Origin of the sequence: Steroidobacter sp. (assembly GCF_036402275.1) — a bacterium.
In the GTDB taxonomy this organism is placed as follows: Bacteria; Pseudomonadota; Gammaproteobacteria; order Steroidobacterales; family Steroidobacteraceae; genus Steroidobacter.
The window spans coordinates 89,861-104,236 of sequence record NZ_DASWTF010000050.1 but is presented as its reverse complement, the minus strand read 5'-3'; the positions used below and the strand labels follow the sequence as shown (position 1 = coordinate 104,236).

Annotated in this window: 13 protein-coding genes; 8 read left to right on the top strand and 5 right to left on the bottom strand. The window is 62.1% G+C overall.

Annotation, left to right across the window (positions count from 1 at the left end):
* Positions 1 to 10: 10 nt before the first annotated feature.
* Positions 11 to 1,789, top strand: a complete 1,779-nt coding sequence (locus VGD45_RS29495; RefSeq protein WP_331158987.1) for a DUF885 domain-containing protein — start codon at positions 11 to 13, stop codon at positions 1,787 to 1,789.
* A gap of 1 nt (position 1,790) precedes the next feature.
* On the opposite strand, the gene VGD45_RS29490 is transcribed toward VGD45_RS29495, so the two are convergent.
* Both VGD45_RS29490 and VGD45_RS29485 read right to left on the bottom strand, forming a co-directional pair.
* Positions 1,791 to 2,819 (bottom strand): hypothetical protein, encoded by a 1,029-nt coding sequence (locus VGD45_RS29490; RefSeq protein WP_331158986.1) that lies wholly within the window; start codon positions 2,817 to 2,819, stop codon positions 1,791 to 1,793.
* 116 nt (positions 2,820 to 2,935) lie between these two features.
* On the bottom strand, positions 2,936 to 3,313 hold the full coding sequence (locus VGD45_RS29485) for a hypothetical protein (protein WP_331158985.1): 378 nt from the start codon (positions 3,311 to 3,313) through the stop codon (positions 2,936 to 2,938).
* 204 nt (positions 3,314 to 3,517) lie between these two features.
* Between VGD45_RS29485 and VGD45_RS29480 the strand changes: the two genes are divergently transcribed.
* Positions 3,518 to 3,982, top strand: coding sequence for a hypothetical protein (locus VGD45_RS29480; protein ID WP_331158984.1), 465 nt, complete (start codon positions 3,518 to 3,520; stop codon positions 3,980 to 3,982).
* On the opposite strand, the gene VGD45_RS29475 is transcribed toward VGD45_RS29480, so the two are convergent.
* Positions 3,964 to 4,794 carry a class I SAM-dependent methyltransferase gene (locus tag VGD45_RS29475; RefSeq protein ID WP_331158983.1) on the bottom strand — a complete coding sequence of 277 codons (831 nt, stop codon included), beginning with the start codon at positions 4,792 to 4,794 and terminating at the stop codon, positions 3,964 to 3,966. The genes VGD45_RS29480 and VGD45_RS29475 overlap by 19 nt on opposite strands.
* A 237-nt stretch (positions 4,795 to 5,031) precedes the next feature.
* Here VGD45_RS29475 and VGD45_RS29470 point away from each other — a divergent pair, with 237 nt between their 5' ends.
* The 6 genes from VGD45_RS29470 to VGD45_RS29445 all read left to right on the top strand — a co-directional run bounded on the left by VGD45_RS29470 (position 5,032) and on the right by VGD45_RS29445 (position 11,273).
* A complete protein-coding gene (locus VGD45_RS29470) occupies positions 5,032 to 5,676 on the top strand; it encodes a hypothetical protein (RefSeq protein WP_331158982.1) in 645 nt (214 codons plus the stop codon).
* A gap of 63 nt (positions 5,677 to 5,739) precedes the next feature.
* The gene (locus VGD45_RS29465) at positions 5,740 to 5,946 is read left to right on the top strand and encodes a hypothetical protein (protein WP_331158981.1); all 207 of its coding nucleotides are present in this window, start codon (positions 5,740 to 5,742) and stop codon (positions 5,944 to 5,946) included.
* A gap of 138 nt (positions 5,947 to 6,084) precedes the next feature.
* Positions 6,085 to 8,169, top strand: coding sequence for a PQQ-dependent dehydrogenase, methanol/ethanol family (locus VGD45_RS29460; protein ID WP_331158980.1), 2,085 nt, complete (start codon positions 6,085 to 6,087; stop codon positions 8,167 to 8,169).
* A gap of 78 nt (positions 8,170 to 8,247) precedes the next feature.
* Complete coding sequence (locus VGD45_RS29455; protein ID WP_331158979.1) at positions 8,248 to 10,245, top strand: amidohydrolase family protein; 1,998 nt, start codon at positions 8,248 to 8,250, stop codon at positions 10,243 to 10,245.
* A gap of 74 nt (positions 10,246 to 10,319) precedes the next feature.
* Complete coding sequence (locus tag VGD45_RS29450) at positions 10,320 to 10,751, top strand: hypothetical protein (protein ID WP_331158978.1); 432 nt, start codon at positions 10,320 to 10,322, stop codon at positions 10,749 to 10,751.
* Positions 10,752 to 10,946: 195 nt separating this feature from the next.
* The gene (locus VGD45_RS29445) at positions 10,947 to 11,273 is read left to right on the top strand and encodes a DUF2845 domain-containing protein (RefSeq protein WP_331158977.1); all 327 of its coding nucleotides are present in this window, start codon (positions 10,947 to 10,949) and stop codon (positions 11,271 to 11,273) included.
* 43 nt (positions 11,274 to 11,316) lie between these two features.
* Here VGD45_RS29445 and VGD45_RS29440 read toward each other — a convergent pair whose 3' ends face one another.
* Together VGD45_RS29440 and VGD45_RS29435 are read right to left on the bottom strand one after the other, a co-directional pair.
* Complete coding sequence (locus VGD45_RS29440; RefSeq protein ID WP_331158976.1) at positions 11,317 to 11,655, bottom strand: CC_3452 family protein; 339 nt, start codon at positions 11,653 to 11,655, stop codon at positions 11,317 to 11,319.
* A gap of 971 nt (positions 11,656 to 12,626) precedes the next feature.
* Positions 12,627 to 14,339: a redoxin domain-containing protein gene (locus VGD45_RS29435; protein ID WP_331158975.1), complete on the bottom strand. Its 1,713-nt coding sequence runs from the start codon at positions 14,337 to 14,339 to the stop codon at positions 12,627 to 12,629.
* Positions 14,340 to 14,376: the final 37 nt, after the last annotated feature.

The window sequence follows — 14,376 nt, the reverse complement described above, 5'->3', positions numbered from 1 at the left end:
GAGTGAGGTTATGAAGAGTTTCCGATCCTGGGGTCGCGGCCTGCTGGGCGCGTTGGTGCTGGCGACAACGCCGGTCGTCATGGCCGCCGACGCATCGGCGCCGCCGGCGTGGGTGGAGGAGAGCAATCGGCACGCGCAGATCCTGCTCGAGATCCTGTCGAAGTACTCGCCGGAAGGCGCTTCGTCGTTCGGCGTCGAGGGCTACGACGAGGCCATCGTCGATCTGAAGCCCGGCTTCACGGAGCGGCAACTCGCCGACTTGCAGGCGGCGCAGTCCAAGCTCGAGTCGGTGCGAGCCACCGTCACCGATCCGTTGGTGCGTCAGGACGTCGACATCCTGATCAAGGCCGCGAAGGACCAGCGCCGCACGATCGAGCTCAACCGGCAATTGATGTTGCCCTTCGTCGATGTCGGCCAGCTGGTGTTTCAGGGATTCCAGGATCTGCTCGACGCGCGCGTGGCCAAGGAGCGCCAGAAAGCCGCTGTGGTCCGGCTGCGCCGTTATGTCGGCGCGGAGAAGGGCTATGAGCCGCTGACCTCACTCGCTCGCGCTCGCTATGAAGAGCGAGCAGGCGATCCGAAGCTGACCGGGCCGTGGGTGGTCGAGGTCCAGCAGAACCTGGATAACTTGCCGCGCTTTCTCGACGGCACCGAACAGTTGCTCAAGGACAGCGGCTTGAAGGGTTGGCAGCGCGATCTGAAGACGCTGCGCAAGCAGTTCGCCGATTACGACAAGTGGGTTCGCGCCACCGTGCTGCCGCGAGCTCGCAAGACCAATCAGCTGCCGGCGGAGTTGTATGCCGACAATCTGAAGAACGTCGGCGTGGAAATGAGCCCGCAGGAAATCATGGAGCGGGCGATGGCGGATTATGTGCAGACCCGTGACGAGATGACGATCACGGCCGCACAGCTGGCGAAAGAGCGCAACTGGTCCTCGAGCGATTACCGGGACGTGATTCGTCAGCTGAAAAAAGAGCGCATTCCCAAGGACAAACTGCTGGACCTGTACAAAGGCCGGCTGAAGCAGATCGAAGCCATCGTTCGCGACAAGAGCATCGTGACCATGCCCGAGCGCGATGCCGTCATTCGCCTGGCCAGCGACGCCGAGTCCGCCGCATCGCCAGCGCCGCACATCGATCCGCCGCGCTTGATCGGCAACACCGGTGAGCCGGCCGAGTTCGTCCTGCCGACGAGCAATCCCAACGCCAAGCCTGGCGCGGAGATGGATGATTTCAATTACGACGCCATCGCGTGGACGCTGACGGCGCACGAAGCGCGTCCTGGCCACGAGTTGCAGTTCGCTCGAATGATGGAGCGAGGTGTTTCAACCGCGCGCGTGGTGTTTGCGTTCAACAGCGCCAACGTCGAGGGTTGGGCGCTGTATGCCGAAGCCGTGATGAAAGAGTATCTGCCGGTGGAAGGTCGCATCGGCTCGTTGCAAATGCGGATGATGCGCGAGGCGCGGGCGTTTCTGGATCCGATGTTGAATCTCGGTTTGATCGAGCCGGAGGCGGCGCTGCGTTTCCTGATGAACGAAATCGTGCTCTCCGAGCCGATGGCCAAGCAGGAAGTGGATCGCTACACGTTCCGTGCGCCCGGGCAGGCCACGGCTTATTACTACGGCTACGCGCGCTTGAACGCGCTGCGCACTCGCATGGAGTTGGCCCAGCCCGGCCGCTTCGACGCGCGGGCGTTTCATGACTTCATCGTCGATCAGGGCCTGCTGCCGTTCGATTTGCTGGAGCAGGCCGTCGCCGCCAGGTTCGCGCCCGGCAGTCAGCGCGAGTAGCTCACTGCTTGGCCCTGGCCGCGGCCTTTTCTTCTTCGCGCGCCCCGGCAAGGATGCCGGGCAGCGCGTAGTTGCCTTCGTGGCAGGCGTACTCGTAGATCGGCTGGTCGGTGTAATGGAACGGGATCTCGCCACGCCACGGCGTGCTGAACGTGTCGGGATCCTCGACCGTGAATTCGTAATGGATGGTCTGCGCTTCGGTGCGAGTGAAACGTTCCGTCACCTTGAGCTTGGGTGACACGGGAATGCTTCGATAGCTCGCGCCCTGGCCGATCTGAATGGGCTGCGCCGGATTGAAGTTGGTGGTCTCCACCACCAGCGTGTCGCCTTCCCACCGGCCGATGGAATCGCCCATCCACTTGCGCACGTGATCGGGCGGATGTTTGCCGCCGAGTCGGACGATGCGCGCGTCGTGGACCATCTCGATGTGGATCAGCACCGTGTTGGCCGATTGCACGATCTGATAGTTACTGTTGTACATCACCGGCAACATCGGCGGTCCCGAGTTTGTGCCGAAACCTAGTATGCAGCGTTCACCGAGCGCTCGTTGCTCGGGGCCGTCGAAGGCGCCCTGGGCGGCACGCGCGGTCCGGGCGGCGAGTCGTTGCTGACCTGGTTCAGAAAGCGCGGGCACCTGACCATTCTCGGGAGAAACGATCAGCGAGCTGCGCCGCTCGCCTTTGACGGTGGCGACTTTGTTCGCGGGATCGAACCAGAACACGTTGTAGCCGCCGACGTTGCCCTTGGGCAGCTCCTTGCTCAGGTCGCTGGGGCGGTCGGACTCGGCGGCGAAGTCCTGCATGCGCTTTTCCATCTGCAACGCCTCGGGCTCGGTGAGCACGAGCTGATTGCCCAACATTTTTGGACGCTCGACCGGCGTGAGCGTGGCGTTGGTCCAGATGCCTTGCAGATCGGGATGGCCGTGCTCGGTGCGCGGCGCTTTGTAACTCCCGTTCGCAAGCGCCGGGAATGTCAGCGTCAGGCCGAGCGCCGCCAGCGGGAGCGTCATCGAAGCGCGGATCGGTTTCATTCGCGTCCTCTCACATCCAATGTTTTGGCGATGTGTGTCGAAGCGACGCGAGTATTGCAGAAGCCGCCGCGCCGGCGGCCTGCATTGACCCTTCTTCAGGTTCCGCGGAGCGAACCTCAGCGCTGTTCGGAGCGCTGCTGGCGATAGGGCACGGCCCCATCGATCTTGGCCAGCACCGTGATGGCGGCTTCATAGCGCGACCGGGCGGCGCGCAGGCTGATCGATTCGATGCTGGGGCGGCCGGCGTTGGCGGCCGACTGTTTTTCCACGTCGGCCCGTAACACGGGCAGGGCGTCCTTCAGGGTGGCGAGCAGTTCGGGAGCGGCGGCGATCAGGCGGGCGTTGGCTTCGGCGCTGCCCTCGTCGGGACCCGCGGCGTTGTGACATAGAGCGACGTGCCAGACCACCCCGTCCACCACCGCGTCGATGCATGGCTCGCTGGGGTAACGTGGATCCAGACTGACGATCCAAGGTCCCTGGGTGTGCTGTCCCATCCTACTTCCCCGCAAACGCGCGATGTCCTCGCCGTGTCCAAATTGTCCATCGCCAGTTTGCGTTGTCAACACAATGAGGACCATGAACGGCCGAAAGTCGGCGGGCCGCTTCAGGGAATGACTGATGCCTCATGCAACGGATCGGCGCTTGAGCGGTTCCGGCGCGTCGTCGTTACATAGTTACATTCGAGTGGGAGTGAAGCGATGGGTCGATTTCCGGCCGCCGCGCAAGGGGCGGCCTTTTTTCTGATCGCGATCCCGCTCGCGCAGGCCTGCGAGAATTGCGAGCGCGCGTCCGCTCCTGCTCCGAAGACCGTCCGGCTCGATGTCACGGCGGCGGTCGACACCGCCACTTCGTTTGTTATTAAAGCGTTGCGCACCCTGAAGCCCTCTTACGAGGTGCTCGTGGTCGAGGGCGACGAGCTCGAAACGCCGCCGGCCGTGGCTGAATATGCTGTTGGATACGACGACCGGTACGATGACAGCGACGACCGGCGCCGCGACGAGCTGCCGGGCTTCCGGCGCCGCTATGCCTGGGAACTGACCTATCGCGACGAAGGACTGGAAGTCGCGCGGCCCTCCGAGACCCGGCTCGGCACGGATGTCACATTGGACGATTCCTGGGTGCTGGGGCTGCGTTTCGAGCTGGATTACGGCTGGAAACGCTGAGCCGGCTTGCGGCCGCTGACGATGGGAATGTGCCAGACGGCGTACTGAGTCGGATCCAGGATGGCGCCGACACTTTGCTCGAATAGCGCACGAATCTCATTCTCACCGAGCTTGCTGTGCTCGGCGAGCACGTCGGTGTAGCCGTCCTGCCAAGCCTGAATGATCGCGGCAAAAGTCTGGCGGGACACGCGCAATGTATCGACGACCACATAATCGACGCGCAAATCTTGCAAGCCCAGATGGTTCATGATCGCCCAGGTGCGGCGGCCGATGCGCGCGTCGGTGTGGGTGCGACGGGTAAATTCGACCACGCCTTCGTGCCACAGCCGATCGGGATCCACGGCGCCGGCGGGCATGTGTAACATGCCGTAATCCTCGCTGAGCACGTGAATCCAAGCGCCGGGCCTGGCGATCCGGCACAGCTCGGCGATGACTTTTTCGGGATCGGGCACCGCCTGGGTCATGTGACGGCACACCACCAGCTCGAACTGTCCCGCCGGCAATTTCAATTCGAATGCGTCGCCCTGCTCGAAGCGCACCCGTGGCGCCAGAGATGAATGGGCGCGGCGCGCGTAAGCGACCGAGCTTTCCAATATATCGATGCCGACGATCTGGGCTTGCGGATACCGGGCCGCCAGGCGGCTAGTGATTTCGCCGCTGCCACAGCCGATATCGGCGATGTGTGAGGGCTGCCCGTAGCGCGCCAGTAATAATTGTTCTTGCGGCCAGATGGCTTCGGCCTGGGCACGCAGATTCCGGACCATGGACTCGTCCGCCATCTGCTCGGCTTGCGGATTCCGGTGCTTGGTCATGCTCGCATGATGCGCGCATGGCTCGTGGCTCGCAAAGTCTCAGCTGCCGCGCTTCAGCGGCAGTACAAGCGAGACCCACGTAACACTTTCGTGAACTGCTACTCAGGCTGCTGCGTCTGTCCGCGTCAAACTACCGTCGCTTAAGGTTTCATCGTACAGCGTGCCCGACCGACAGTCGTTAAGATGCACCGCGCCGAATTTCCGGCGGTCACTGGTCGCTCACCGAGGAAACACCCCGTGGTTTGTCGCTTTTTCATCGCCACTGCATTCATCGCCGCCCTGCTGAGCTCGCCGGCTCGCGCCGAGGGCGAGAAGAGCCTCCGAGTGCATTGGAACAAGTCGTCCGAGACCGATCTGGCGACCGTGGTGATCGGCGATTACGACGCTTCGCCGGAGTCGAATTACCTGATCGGCGCGGTGTACGGCTATCAATACAGCGACACGTTGTTCACGTTGCCGCTGGAGATGACCGCGAACCTGGGTGTGCAGTACCTCGACGAGCGCGGCTATCAGGACGACGGCTATGGCGTCACCGCGTACATCAAGGCGCACTACCGTTGGGAGTTGCCGTGGACCGATAAGCAAGTCCGGCTCGGGCTGGGTGAAGGGCTCAGCTACGTGACGCGCATCCCGATGAGCGAGGTGCGCGACTTCGCCAAGAAGGACGGCGCGAAGTCGGAAAAGTTGATGAATTATCTGGAGTGGAGCATCGACCTGCCGCTGCGTCAGTTCGAGCCGCTGCATGGCTTGTTTCAGGGCGGCGCCATCGAAGAGGCTTCGGTGGGCTTCCTGGTCTGGCACCGCTCCAGCGTGTTCGGTCTGTTCAGCGAGACCGGCGGCGGCGTGAACTTCATGGGCTTCAGCTTCGAAGCTCAGTTCTGACGCGCCGGGCTGAACCATTGAATCGGTCGGATCTTGAATAACAACCTGGGACGGGAATCGGGAATGAAGCTGGAAGTGATGTCGATCAGTTTCCTGCGCAGTGGGGCGCTGTCGGTGGAGGTCGGGGCGCAGTCGCAAAAGGACGCGCCGGACGAGCCGTCGCTCGACGTGGTGAAGATGTGGGTCTACCTGCCTTCCTATAACAAGACCGACAGCATGGCCGACATCCTCGAGTCGGCGCTGAATATCGCACGCCAGTCGCTACGCTGAGCGGTGCGCCCTGCAGGACGCCGGGGCGTTCATGACGTTTCTTTGAAAACACGGCGGGCCTGAAGCCCGGGCCGCACGTATAAGATTCCGCCCACCGCGCCGGACCCAAGGCGCGGGCCACAACAAAGGGGGAATTCGATGCGGCCATTCCGTTCAGCAGTAGGGCGCGTATTCCAGGGAGCGATGCTTGGCGTCGCGCTCGCTCACTCCATTTCTGTTCCCGCCGCCGAAGTCGATGCCGCGCGACTGCTGGCTGCGCCGGGCAACAGCGCGGACTGGCTGACTCACGGCCGCACCTACGACGAGCAGCGCTTCAGCCCGCTGGCTCGCATCAACCAATCCAACGTCGGCGAGCTCAAGCTCGCCTGGTTCTATGACTTCGACACCACGCGCGGGCAGGAAGCTACGCCACTCGTGATCGACGGCGTCATGTATGTCACGTCCGCGTGGAGCAAGGTGTTCGCGCTCGATGCGCGCACGGGACGCGAGTTGTGGAGGTTCGATCCCAAAGTGGATGGCGCGAAGGCGATCGATGCGTGCTGCGATGTCGTCAATCGTGGTGTGGCTGCGTGGGGCAAGCGAGTGTTCGTCGGCACGCTCGACGGACGACTGATCGCGCTCGATCGCGAGACCGGTCAGCCGGCGTGGTCGGTGCAGACGACGGATCCCAGCAAGCGCTACACCATCACGGGCGCGCCGCGAGTCATCGGCGGCAAGGTCATCATCGGTAATGGCGGTGGTGAAATGGGCGTGCGCGGTTACGTGTCTGCCTACGATGCTAACGACGGCAAGATGGTGTGGCGGTTCTATACCGTGCCCGGCAATCCCAAGGACGGATTCGAGAACGCGGCGTTGGAGCGTGCAGCCAAGACGTGGCATGGCGAGTGGTGGAAGTACGGCGGTGGCGGCACCGTGTGGGACTCGATGGCCTACGACCCGCAACTGGATCTGCTGTACATCGGCGTGGGCAATGGCAGCCCGTGGAACCATCGCATTCGTTCCAACGGGGAAGGCGACAATCTTTATTTGTCTTCCATCGTGGCGTTGCGGCCTGCGACTGGCGAATACGTGTGGCATTTCCAGACGACGCCGGCGGAGTCGTGGGACTTCACCGCGACTCAGCACATCATTCTCGCGGATCTCACTATCGACGGGCGCGTGCGCAAGGTGCTGATGCAGGCGCCGAAGAATGGTTTCTTTTATGTGCTCGATCGCGCGACCGGCGAATTCATTCACGCCAAGAACTATGTGCATGTGACCTGGACCACCGGTCTCGATCCGAAGACCGGCCGGCCTGGTGTCGTGCCTGAGGCGCGCTATCTGCGTGAGCCGGCGATGGTGTCGCCAGGGCCGCTCGGTGCGCACAACTGGTATCCGATGACGTTCAGTCCGCAAACCAAGCTGGCGTATATCCCTGCGCTGGAGGCGTCGAGCTATTACAAACATGACGACGCGTTTCAATTTCGAGATCGCACTTGGAATACGGGCATCGCGTTCTCGCTGTCGCGCGACGGAGCTAACGCCAAGACGGTGGCTGATGCGGCGAAGAGCAAGGGTGGCGCGATGTTGATCGCGTGGGATCCTGTGGGTCAGCGCGAAGTGTGGCGAGTGAACTATGAGCGCGCGGGCAACGGCGGTTTGCTCTCGACGGGCGGCGGCTTGGTCTTTCAGGGGTCAGTCGACGGCATGTTCAACGCGTACGCCGCCGACACGGGCGCGCGTTTGTGGTCGCAGGATGTTCAGAACGCGATCCACGGCGGGCCGGTGACGTTCGAGCTGGATGGCGAGCAGTATGTCGCGGCTCTCGCTGGTATTGGTGGCGTGGCTGTTGCTGGTGGCCTCGGCGGCTCGCAGAACCGCAGCGCGTTCGGTCGCGTCGTCGCGTTCAAGCTGGGCGGCAAGGCGGCATTGCCTTCGTTGATTTCTAACGTGGCGCGTCGTCCACCTGACGTTCGACGCGCCAATGCCGAGGGCGACATCGAAGCTGGCCGCCGCAATTACGATCGCGTCTGCATGGCCTGCCACGGCATGGACGCAAAAAGCGTCACCGCCATTCCGGACCTGCGCTACTCCAACGCCATCGTCGATCGGGCCACGTTCAAATCCATCGTCATCGACGGCGTTCGCGCGGACAAAGGCATGGTCGGCTTCGGCTCCACCCTGACCCCGGCGCAAGCCGAAGAGATTCGCGCGTATCTGGTGTCGCTCGCCGTCGCGCTCTGACGGTCGCGACTCTGATCCCTTGGCGAAGGGCCGTGTGTCTTGGCAGACTGCGGCCTGTTCAACCGCCAGGGGCTCAGCATGACGCGTCTGCTCGTTTCGATTGCGTTTCTCGCCAGCACGGCTGTGCTTTCAGTAGCAGCGGCGGCAGAGACCCGCCATACGGTCATTCTCGGCGGCAACAAGGCCGGTATACAAACATCGACGGTCGCGGCCGACGGCACTCGCGAAGTGCATTTCGAGTTCAACGATCGCGGCCGGGGTCCCAAGATCACGGCTCGAATCAAGCTCAACGAAGCCGGGCTGCCGGTCTCGGTCCAGACCAGTGGCAACGATTATTTGAAAGTGCCGGTGAAGGAGACGTTCACGCTCGAGCAGGGTGTGGCGCGATGGCAGAACGACGCTGAGAACGGCGAGAGGAAGCTCACCGCGCCCGCGTATTACCTGAGTTTGCAAAGCACGCCCGAGGAAACGGCATTCCTCGCGAACGCCTTGCTGAAAGCCAAAGGCCAGAAGCTCGCTTTGCTGCCTGAAGGGCAGGCGACGATTCAACGCGCTGAAGAAGCGACGTTGCGGTCGGAGGCGGGCGAGCGGCGAGTGGTGGGCTATGAGATCTCCGGTCTGGGCTTCGCGCCTGAAGTCGTCTGGTTGAATCAGGACGGCAGCTTTTTTGCCTCCGTCAGCAGCTGGATGGCCATCATTCCCGAAGGCTGGGAGTCGAGCGTGCCGCAGCTCCTGGACCTACAGGGCTCGCGTGCAAACGTACGCGCCAAAGAAAATGCACGCGCTCTGACGCGAACGCCTGGCACGTTCGCAATCGTGAACGCGAACTTGTTCGACTCTCAAACAGGGAAGTCCGCCCAGAACACCACCGTGCTCGTCGAAGGCAATCGCATCAAAGCGGTGGGCGCGAACGGCAAAGTGACCATTCCGGCCGGCGCCGAACGAATCGACGCGCGTGGTCGCGCACTGCTGCCGGGCCTGGCGGACATGCATGTGCACCTGGGTGAAGACGAAGGTATGCAGCATCTCGCCGCCGGTGTAACAACTGTGCGGGATTTGGCGGGCGATACCGATGCACTGCTGGCGATGAAGGGCCGCGTCGAAGCGGGCGAGGAGATCGGGCCGCGCATCTTCATGTCTGGCATCCTGGATGGGCCCGGTCCGTTCGCCGGCCCGACCAAAGTGCTGGTCGACACCGAAGATGAAGTGCGCGACGCCGTCGACAACTACGCGAGGCTCGGATACCAGGGCGTGAAGATTTACAGCTCCATCAAACCGGAGCTGGTTCCGGCCATCATCAAGAGAGCGCATGAGAAGGGCCTGCGGGTCGGCGGTCACGTGCCGGCGTTCATGACGGCTCGGCAGTTCGTCGAGGCCGGCACGGATGAGATGCAGCACATCAACTTCGTGTTCCTGAACTTCTTCTTCGATGAAGTGCAGGACACCCGCACGCCAGCGCGCTTCACCACGATCGCGCAGCGAGCTTCGAAGTTGGATTTCAACTCCAAGGAAGTGCGCTCGTTCGTGCAGCTGCTGAAGGACAGGCACGTCGTCATCGATCCCACAGTGACGATTTTCCATTCCATGTTCACCAACAAGCCCGGCACGGTTGGGCCTGCATACGCGCCCATCGCGAGCAGACTACCGCCGCAAGTTCGCCGCGGCCTGCTCACCGGCGGATTGCCCATTCCGAAGGGCAGCGAACAGCAATATCGCGACTCTGCCGACGCCCTGCTGCGTATGGTGAAACTACTCCACGACGCGGGAATCACACTCGTGGCAGGCACTGACGATCTGCCGGGGTTCACCTTGCATCGTGAATTGGAAATGTATGTTCAAGCCGGCATTTCCGCGCCGGAGGTGCTCCGAATCGCGACGCTCAACGCGGCGAGAGTTCTGAAGCGCGAGGGCGATCTGGGAACCATTGCGCCGGGCAAGCTGGCCGACATGATCCTGGTGGAAGGCGATCCCGCACGGCGTATCGGCGATATCAGAAACACCGAGTTGGTGATCAAGGACGGCAAAGTTTACGAAGTGGCGAAACTCTACCGGAGCATAGGCGTGCTGCCGCGCTGACGGCTGGAACCGACCCCGCGGCCGACTCGTTTCTTGGGCATCTATATGGGCGCTCGAAGAGACAGGAGTGGGCCATGTCGGTAAGAAACAATTTGTTGTTGGTTGCGACGGTTGGATTGATGACGGTCGGCTGTGCCACCACGGGAAGCAGCCTGAGCAGTTCGGCGAGTCGCTTGGAGCGAAGCGCCTACGAACTGCAGGACGAAGCACGCGATGATGATGCGCGCTCCGGTTTCCAACGCGATGCGCGTGAGCTAGCCGAAGAGACGGCAGAATTCCGGCGCGTGGTCGAGGATAGGGACTCGTCCGATTCGGACGTGCGAGATGCGTTCGGCGATGTATCGCGGCGCTATCACGCCATGCGCGATGAAGTCGACCGTTCGCATAGCCGCGACGCCGAGGAAGAGTTCGAGCCAGTAACTGAAGCGTATCTGGACGTTGAACGTGAGTTGCGCTCGCGCGATGGCAAACGTGATCGGGATCGTTACGCCAGCGACGACTACTAACCTCGACTTGGAACGCTCCCGTCTGAGAACCGGAGCGCTCCCTTCCGAAACAGGAAATTAAAAAAATTTAGGTTCCCCCTCCCGTTCACGGGAGGGGGTCAGGGGGTGGGTCTTCCGGCCGGCTGTAGAATCTCTGGTCTGTCCTCGCCGTTGCCCGTAAGCTTCTGCTACGAAGAACGATGGAGGACACGGCCCTTGCGCAATCGTGGATACAAAATCATCTGTTTCGCGATCGCGGCCGGCGCGATGAGCATCGCCAACGCCGATTCGATGCGCTGTGGCAAATGGGTGGTGAGCGAGTCGGTGACGGTAGATGAGCTGGTGAACAAATGCGGCCAACCCAAGAGCCGCGACGTGACCAAGGACGATGTTTATATAACCAACGCCAACGGCATGCGGGTGAAGACGGGAAATTTCACGGTCACCGAACGTTGGCTGTATCAGCCGTCGCCATCCAGCCTGCCCATGGCCGTCGTGATCGTGGATGGAAGAATCGTCAGTTTGACCCGCGTGGATCGCTGAGCGGGCAGAGCGACCGGGCCACGCTGCCCGGTCGCACGAGAAATCACGAGCTGCTCTTACCAGCCAGCTTATTGCAGTTCTGGATGTCGCGCTTGCTCATGGTGCGACCCCGGCTCGTGTAAGACGACAGCTCGCCGAGCGCTTCCGCCACTTTGCGGCATTCCTTCATGTACGAATCGAGGCTGCCACGGCGGTCGCCTTTGCCTTCGCACTGATCGCCTTCACAGCGCCACTTCACGCCGGCGATTTCCGTTTCGCTCGGTGTCGACACCGGCGTGACGAGCGTCGCCTGGGCCAGGTAAGCGGGCGCCGCTGCCGACACCAGGTTGCTCATCGCCAGAGTGCAGATCGCGACCGCACTCGCCATCGCCAACATACGCATCGTCAAATCTCCTTTGCATCACAGGTGCGTTTGGACGGCCGGCACTGTATGCAGCGCAAGAGAACGAGCCAATGCGTTTTTCAGCACGAGTGAGTTGCCGCGCGCTCAGGAATGAATCGCGCGTTTTGTGATGTATGCGAGCGCGCTAAATGTTTCTTTGCTGTAGGGAGGCGGCGTTTTTGGAGGCTTTTTTCTAGCGCCGCACGCGTATGATGCACGGATTCGCGGCGTTTGTGAAGAATGATGAAAGAAGGATTAGCACTGCAAGTCAATGCAACTTCACTCGCGCAAAATTCGCCGAACGGCGACACGGCTCGCACGGCGTCAGAGAGTCGACGCGTGGTTACGTTGTCGTGACAACTGCAAAGAAGTGTTTGCGAACGTAACGGAAGATATCGGCTGCGCTGGGGTCTCGCTGCCGCCTCGCTGGCGCTTGTTGCCGCCTCCGCCTCCGCTGCCGCGGTCGCGCTTCGCGTTGGCGCGCAGCCTGACGGCAGAGCTGGGGCGAGGTGGGGGTCTCGTGAAACTCGCCAGGCGTCTTCGGCGGCATCTCAGCGTCGTCGATGGCTGCCGCACGATTTGCTCAGCGGCTGGCTTCATTGCGCGGTATCGCTTGCTCGCGCTAACGCGCTGCAAGCTGCCACGCGCCGCCTCGGCGGTGAGATAACCCTGCAACGGCTTGCCCGAATGACGAGCGGTTCACCGTGATCGCGGCTTGGCGAACTTCACGAGACCCCCACCTCACCCCAGCTCGAAGATGCGCGACCCGATGCGTCACGGTCCTGCCGACGCACGTGCCGGCCTTCGGCCGGCCGTACTTCCCTTTGGCTCGAAGGTGGGCGACTCCATGCGATAGGGTTCCATGGAAACGTCACATTCCGGAGGAGAAAAATTGAAAAGTTAAGTTCCCCTCCCGTACACGGGAGGGGGCAGGGGGTGGGTCTTTTGGTCTGAAAGTGAGCCAAGCTCGGTTACGTACCGCTGAACAGCTCAGTCTGCGAAGGCTCACTCGACTTCGGGGCCTTATCTTCTTTCACGTTGCGATAGCGGATTACGCCGAACACCATCTCTTCCCAGGTCTGCTCGCCCCACGTGACCTCGCGGTTCGGGTCGGGATTGGCTTTGTTCTGCGAGGAATTGTCGAACACCTGTGTGTAGACGATGCGCGTGCCGGCGGGGACAGTCAGCGGCTTCGCCAGGTCGTAGGTCGATTGCCAGTTGAAGTCGTAGACCGGAATGTTGATCAGCATCTCCTCGCGACCATCCGGGTAATGAGCCACGAAGCTCGATGACTTGCCTCGGAAGTGCGCATGCGGATGCAGGCTGTAGATCACGGCGTCCTGATCGAACTTGCGCTCGGCCGTTTCCACGTGAACCTTCGTGTTGGGCGGGATCTTCAGCTTGGCGTTGTAAAACACCAGGCTGCGGAAGTTGTACTTGGGCGGGTCCTTCATGAAGTACAGGCCCATGCGCGTCACATCCGTCAGCACCTGGCCGTTCGGTGTGTAGTGCACCTGGAAATGCAGCTTGGTCTTGGCCGGCAGCAGAATGCCGTTGTCCTTCGGCACTTGCAGCGGCTCCGCGCCCGGCACGTAGTTGTTCAAGCTGATGTTGCCGCGAGTCTCGCCGCCGGCCGACGCGATGATGTGATGAAGCACCGCGCGCTGACCGGGCAGGAAGTCGACTGCGCGAACCCACACATCACGATCGAGTGGGTTCTGGATCTTGATGTTCTGATACGGGATGGTGCCCGTGGCCGGCGTCGTGAACGGCGGCAGTTCCACCACCAGGTCGGGCTCGCCGAGCGGCCATTTCGGCCAATCTTTCTTTTGCGAGAGCAGAGGATCTGGGCCCGAGCCGCGCGGTGAGCCGGCTTCGATCCAGTGGACCAGCGTCTTGGCCTGCCTGGGCGACAAGCCGCGATCGTTGCTGAACACGTTGTAGTGCGGATCGGCGTGCCACGGCGGCATGCGCTGCGTGCGAACGACCTCACGAATCATCGGCGAGAACCCACGAATCATGTTGTAGTTGGTCATCTGCCAGGGGCCGATGCCGCCTTCGCGATGGCAGACCACGCACTTGTCCAGCAGCAGCGGCGCGATTTCTTTTTCGTAAGATATCTGCGCGTGCGCGCTGCGCTTGTCACGTTCAGGCATGTTGATGGCGCAGCCATTGGCAGCCGTCGACGCGGAGGGTGCTGGCTTGCCGGCAATGACGGCGTCAAGCGCGCCGGCGACACCGCTGGCATCGCCCCGATAGGCAATCTTCCAGCCCTTGGTGTTCAGCACCAGCACTTCGCCGTTGCGAGTGAGATTCAGCGCTTCGCCGACCAGCTGAGTCGTATCGAGCATGATGGGCAGCTTGATGCCGGCTTGTTTCGCCTCCTTGCCCACCGCCTGCAGCGAGTCGCTCAAATTCGAATTGATGGCCACGAACGTCACGGCCTGCGGCTCGTACTTGGCCTGCAGGGCCTGCACAGCAGTCGTGGCCAGGCGCGACGCGTCGCATCCGTTGCCTTGCGCGAGCAGCACCACGGCCTTCATGTCGGAAAGATAGTAGAGCTCGTGCGAAACGCCGCGATGATCCGTCAGGCGAAAATTGTCCGCGACGTCGGCGGCGGCCAGCGCATGCGCGCTCAGGAAGAGCGAGGAGAGCAGGATCCCCGCACGCTGAAGGTTACTCATGTGACATCCGTTTAACTGGTTGGCCAACAAGGTGAAT

What these genes read in the sequence shown, in the direction of transcription:
- VGD45_RS29435 (WP_331158975.1), bottom strand. Translation starts at nt 14,339, where the DNA reads ATGAGTAACCTTCAGCGTGCGGGGATCCTGCTCTCCTCGCTCTTCCTG.
- VGD45_RS29440 (WP_331158976.1), bottom strand. Translation starts at nt 11,655, where the DNA reads ATGCGTATGTTGGCGATGGCGAGTGCGGTCGCGATCTGCACTCTGGCG.
- VGD45_RS29485 (WP_331158985.1), bottom strand. Translation starts at nt 3,313, where the DNA reads ATGGGACAGCACACCCAGGGACCTTGGATCGTCAGTCTGGATCCACGT.
- VGD45_RS29460 (WP_331158980.1), top strand. Translation starts at nt 6,085, where the DNA reads ATGCGGCCATTCCGTTCAGCAGTAGGGCGCGTATTCCAGGGAGCGATG.
- VGD45_RS29475 (WP_331158983.1), bottom strand. Translation starts at nt 4,794, where the DNA reads ATGACCAAGCACCGGAATCCGCAAGCCGAGCAGATGGCGGACGAGTCC.
- VGD45_RS29490 (WP_331158986.1), bottom strand. Translation starts at nt 2,819, where the DNA reads ATGAAACCGATCCGCGCTTCGATGACGCTCCCGCTGGCGGCGCTCGGC.
- VGD45_RS29495 (WP_331158987.1), top strand. Translation starts at nt 11, where the DNA reads ATGAAGAGTTTCCGATCCTGGGGTCGCGGCCTGCTGGGCGCGTTGGTG.
- VGD45_RS29450 (WP_331158978.1), top strand. Translation starts at nt 10,320, where the DNA reads ATGTCGGTAAGAAACAATTTGTTGTTGGTTGCGACGGTTGGATTGATG.
- VGD45_RS29465 (WP_331158981.1), top strand. Translation starts at nt 5,740, where the DNA reads ATGAAGCTGGAAGTGATGTCGATCAGTTTCCTGCGCAGTGGGGCGCTG.
- VGD45_RS29455 (WP_331158979.1), top strand. Translation starts at nt 8,248, where the DNA reads ATGACGCGTCTGCTCGTTTCGATTGCGTTTCTCGCCAGCACGGCTGTG.
- VGD45_RS29480 (WP_331158984.1), top strand. Translation starts at nt 3,518, where the DNA reads ATGGGTCGATTTCCGGCCGCCGCGCAAGGGGCGGCCTTTTTTCTGATC.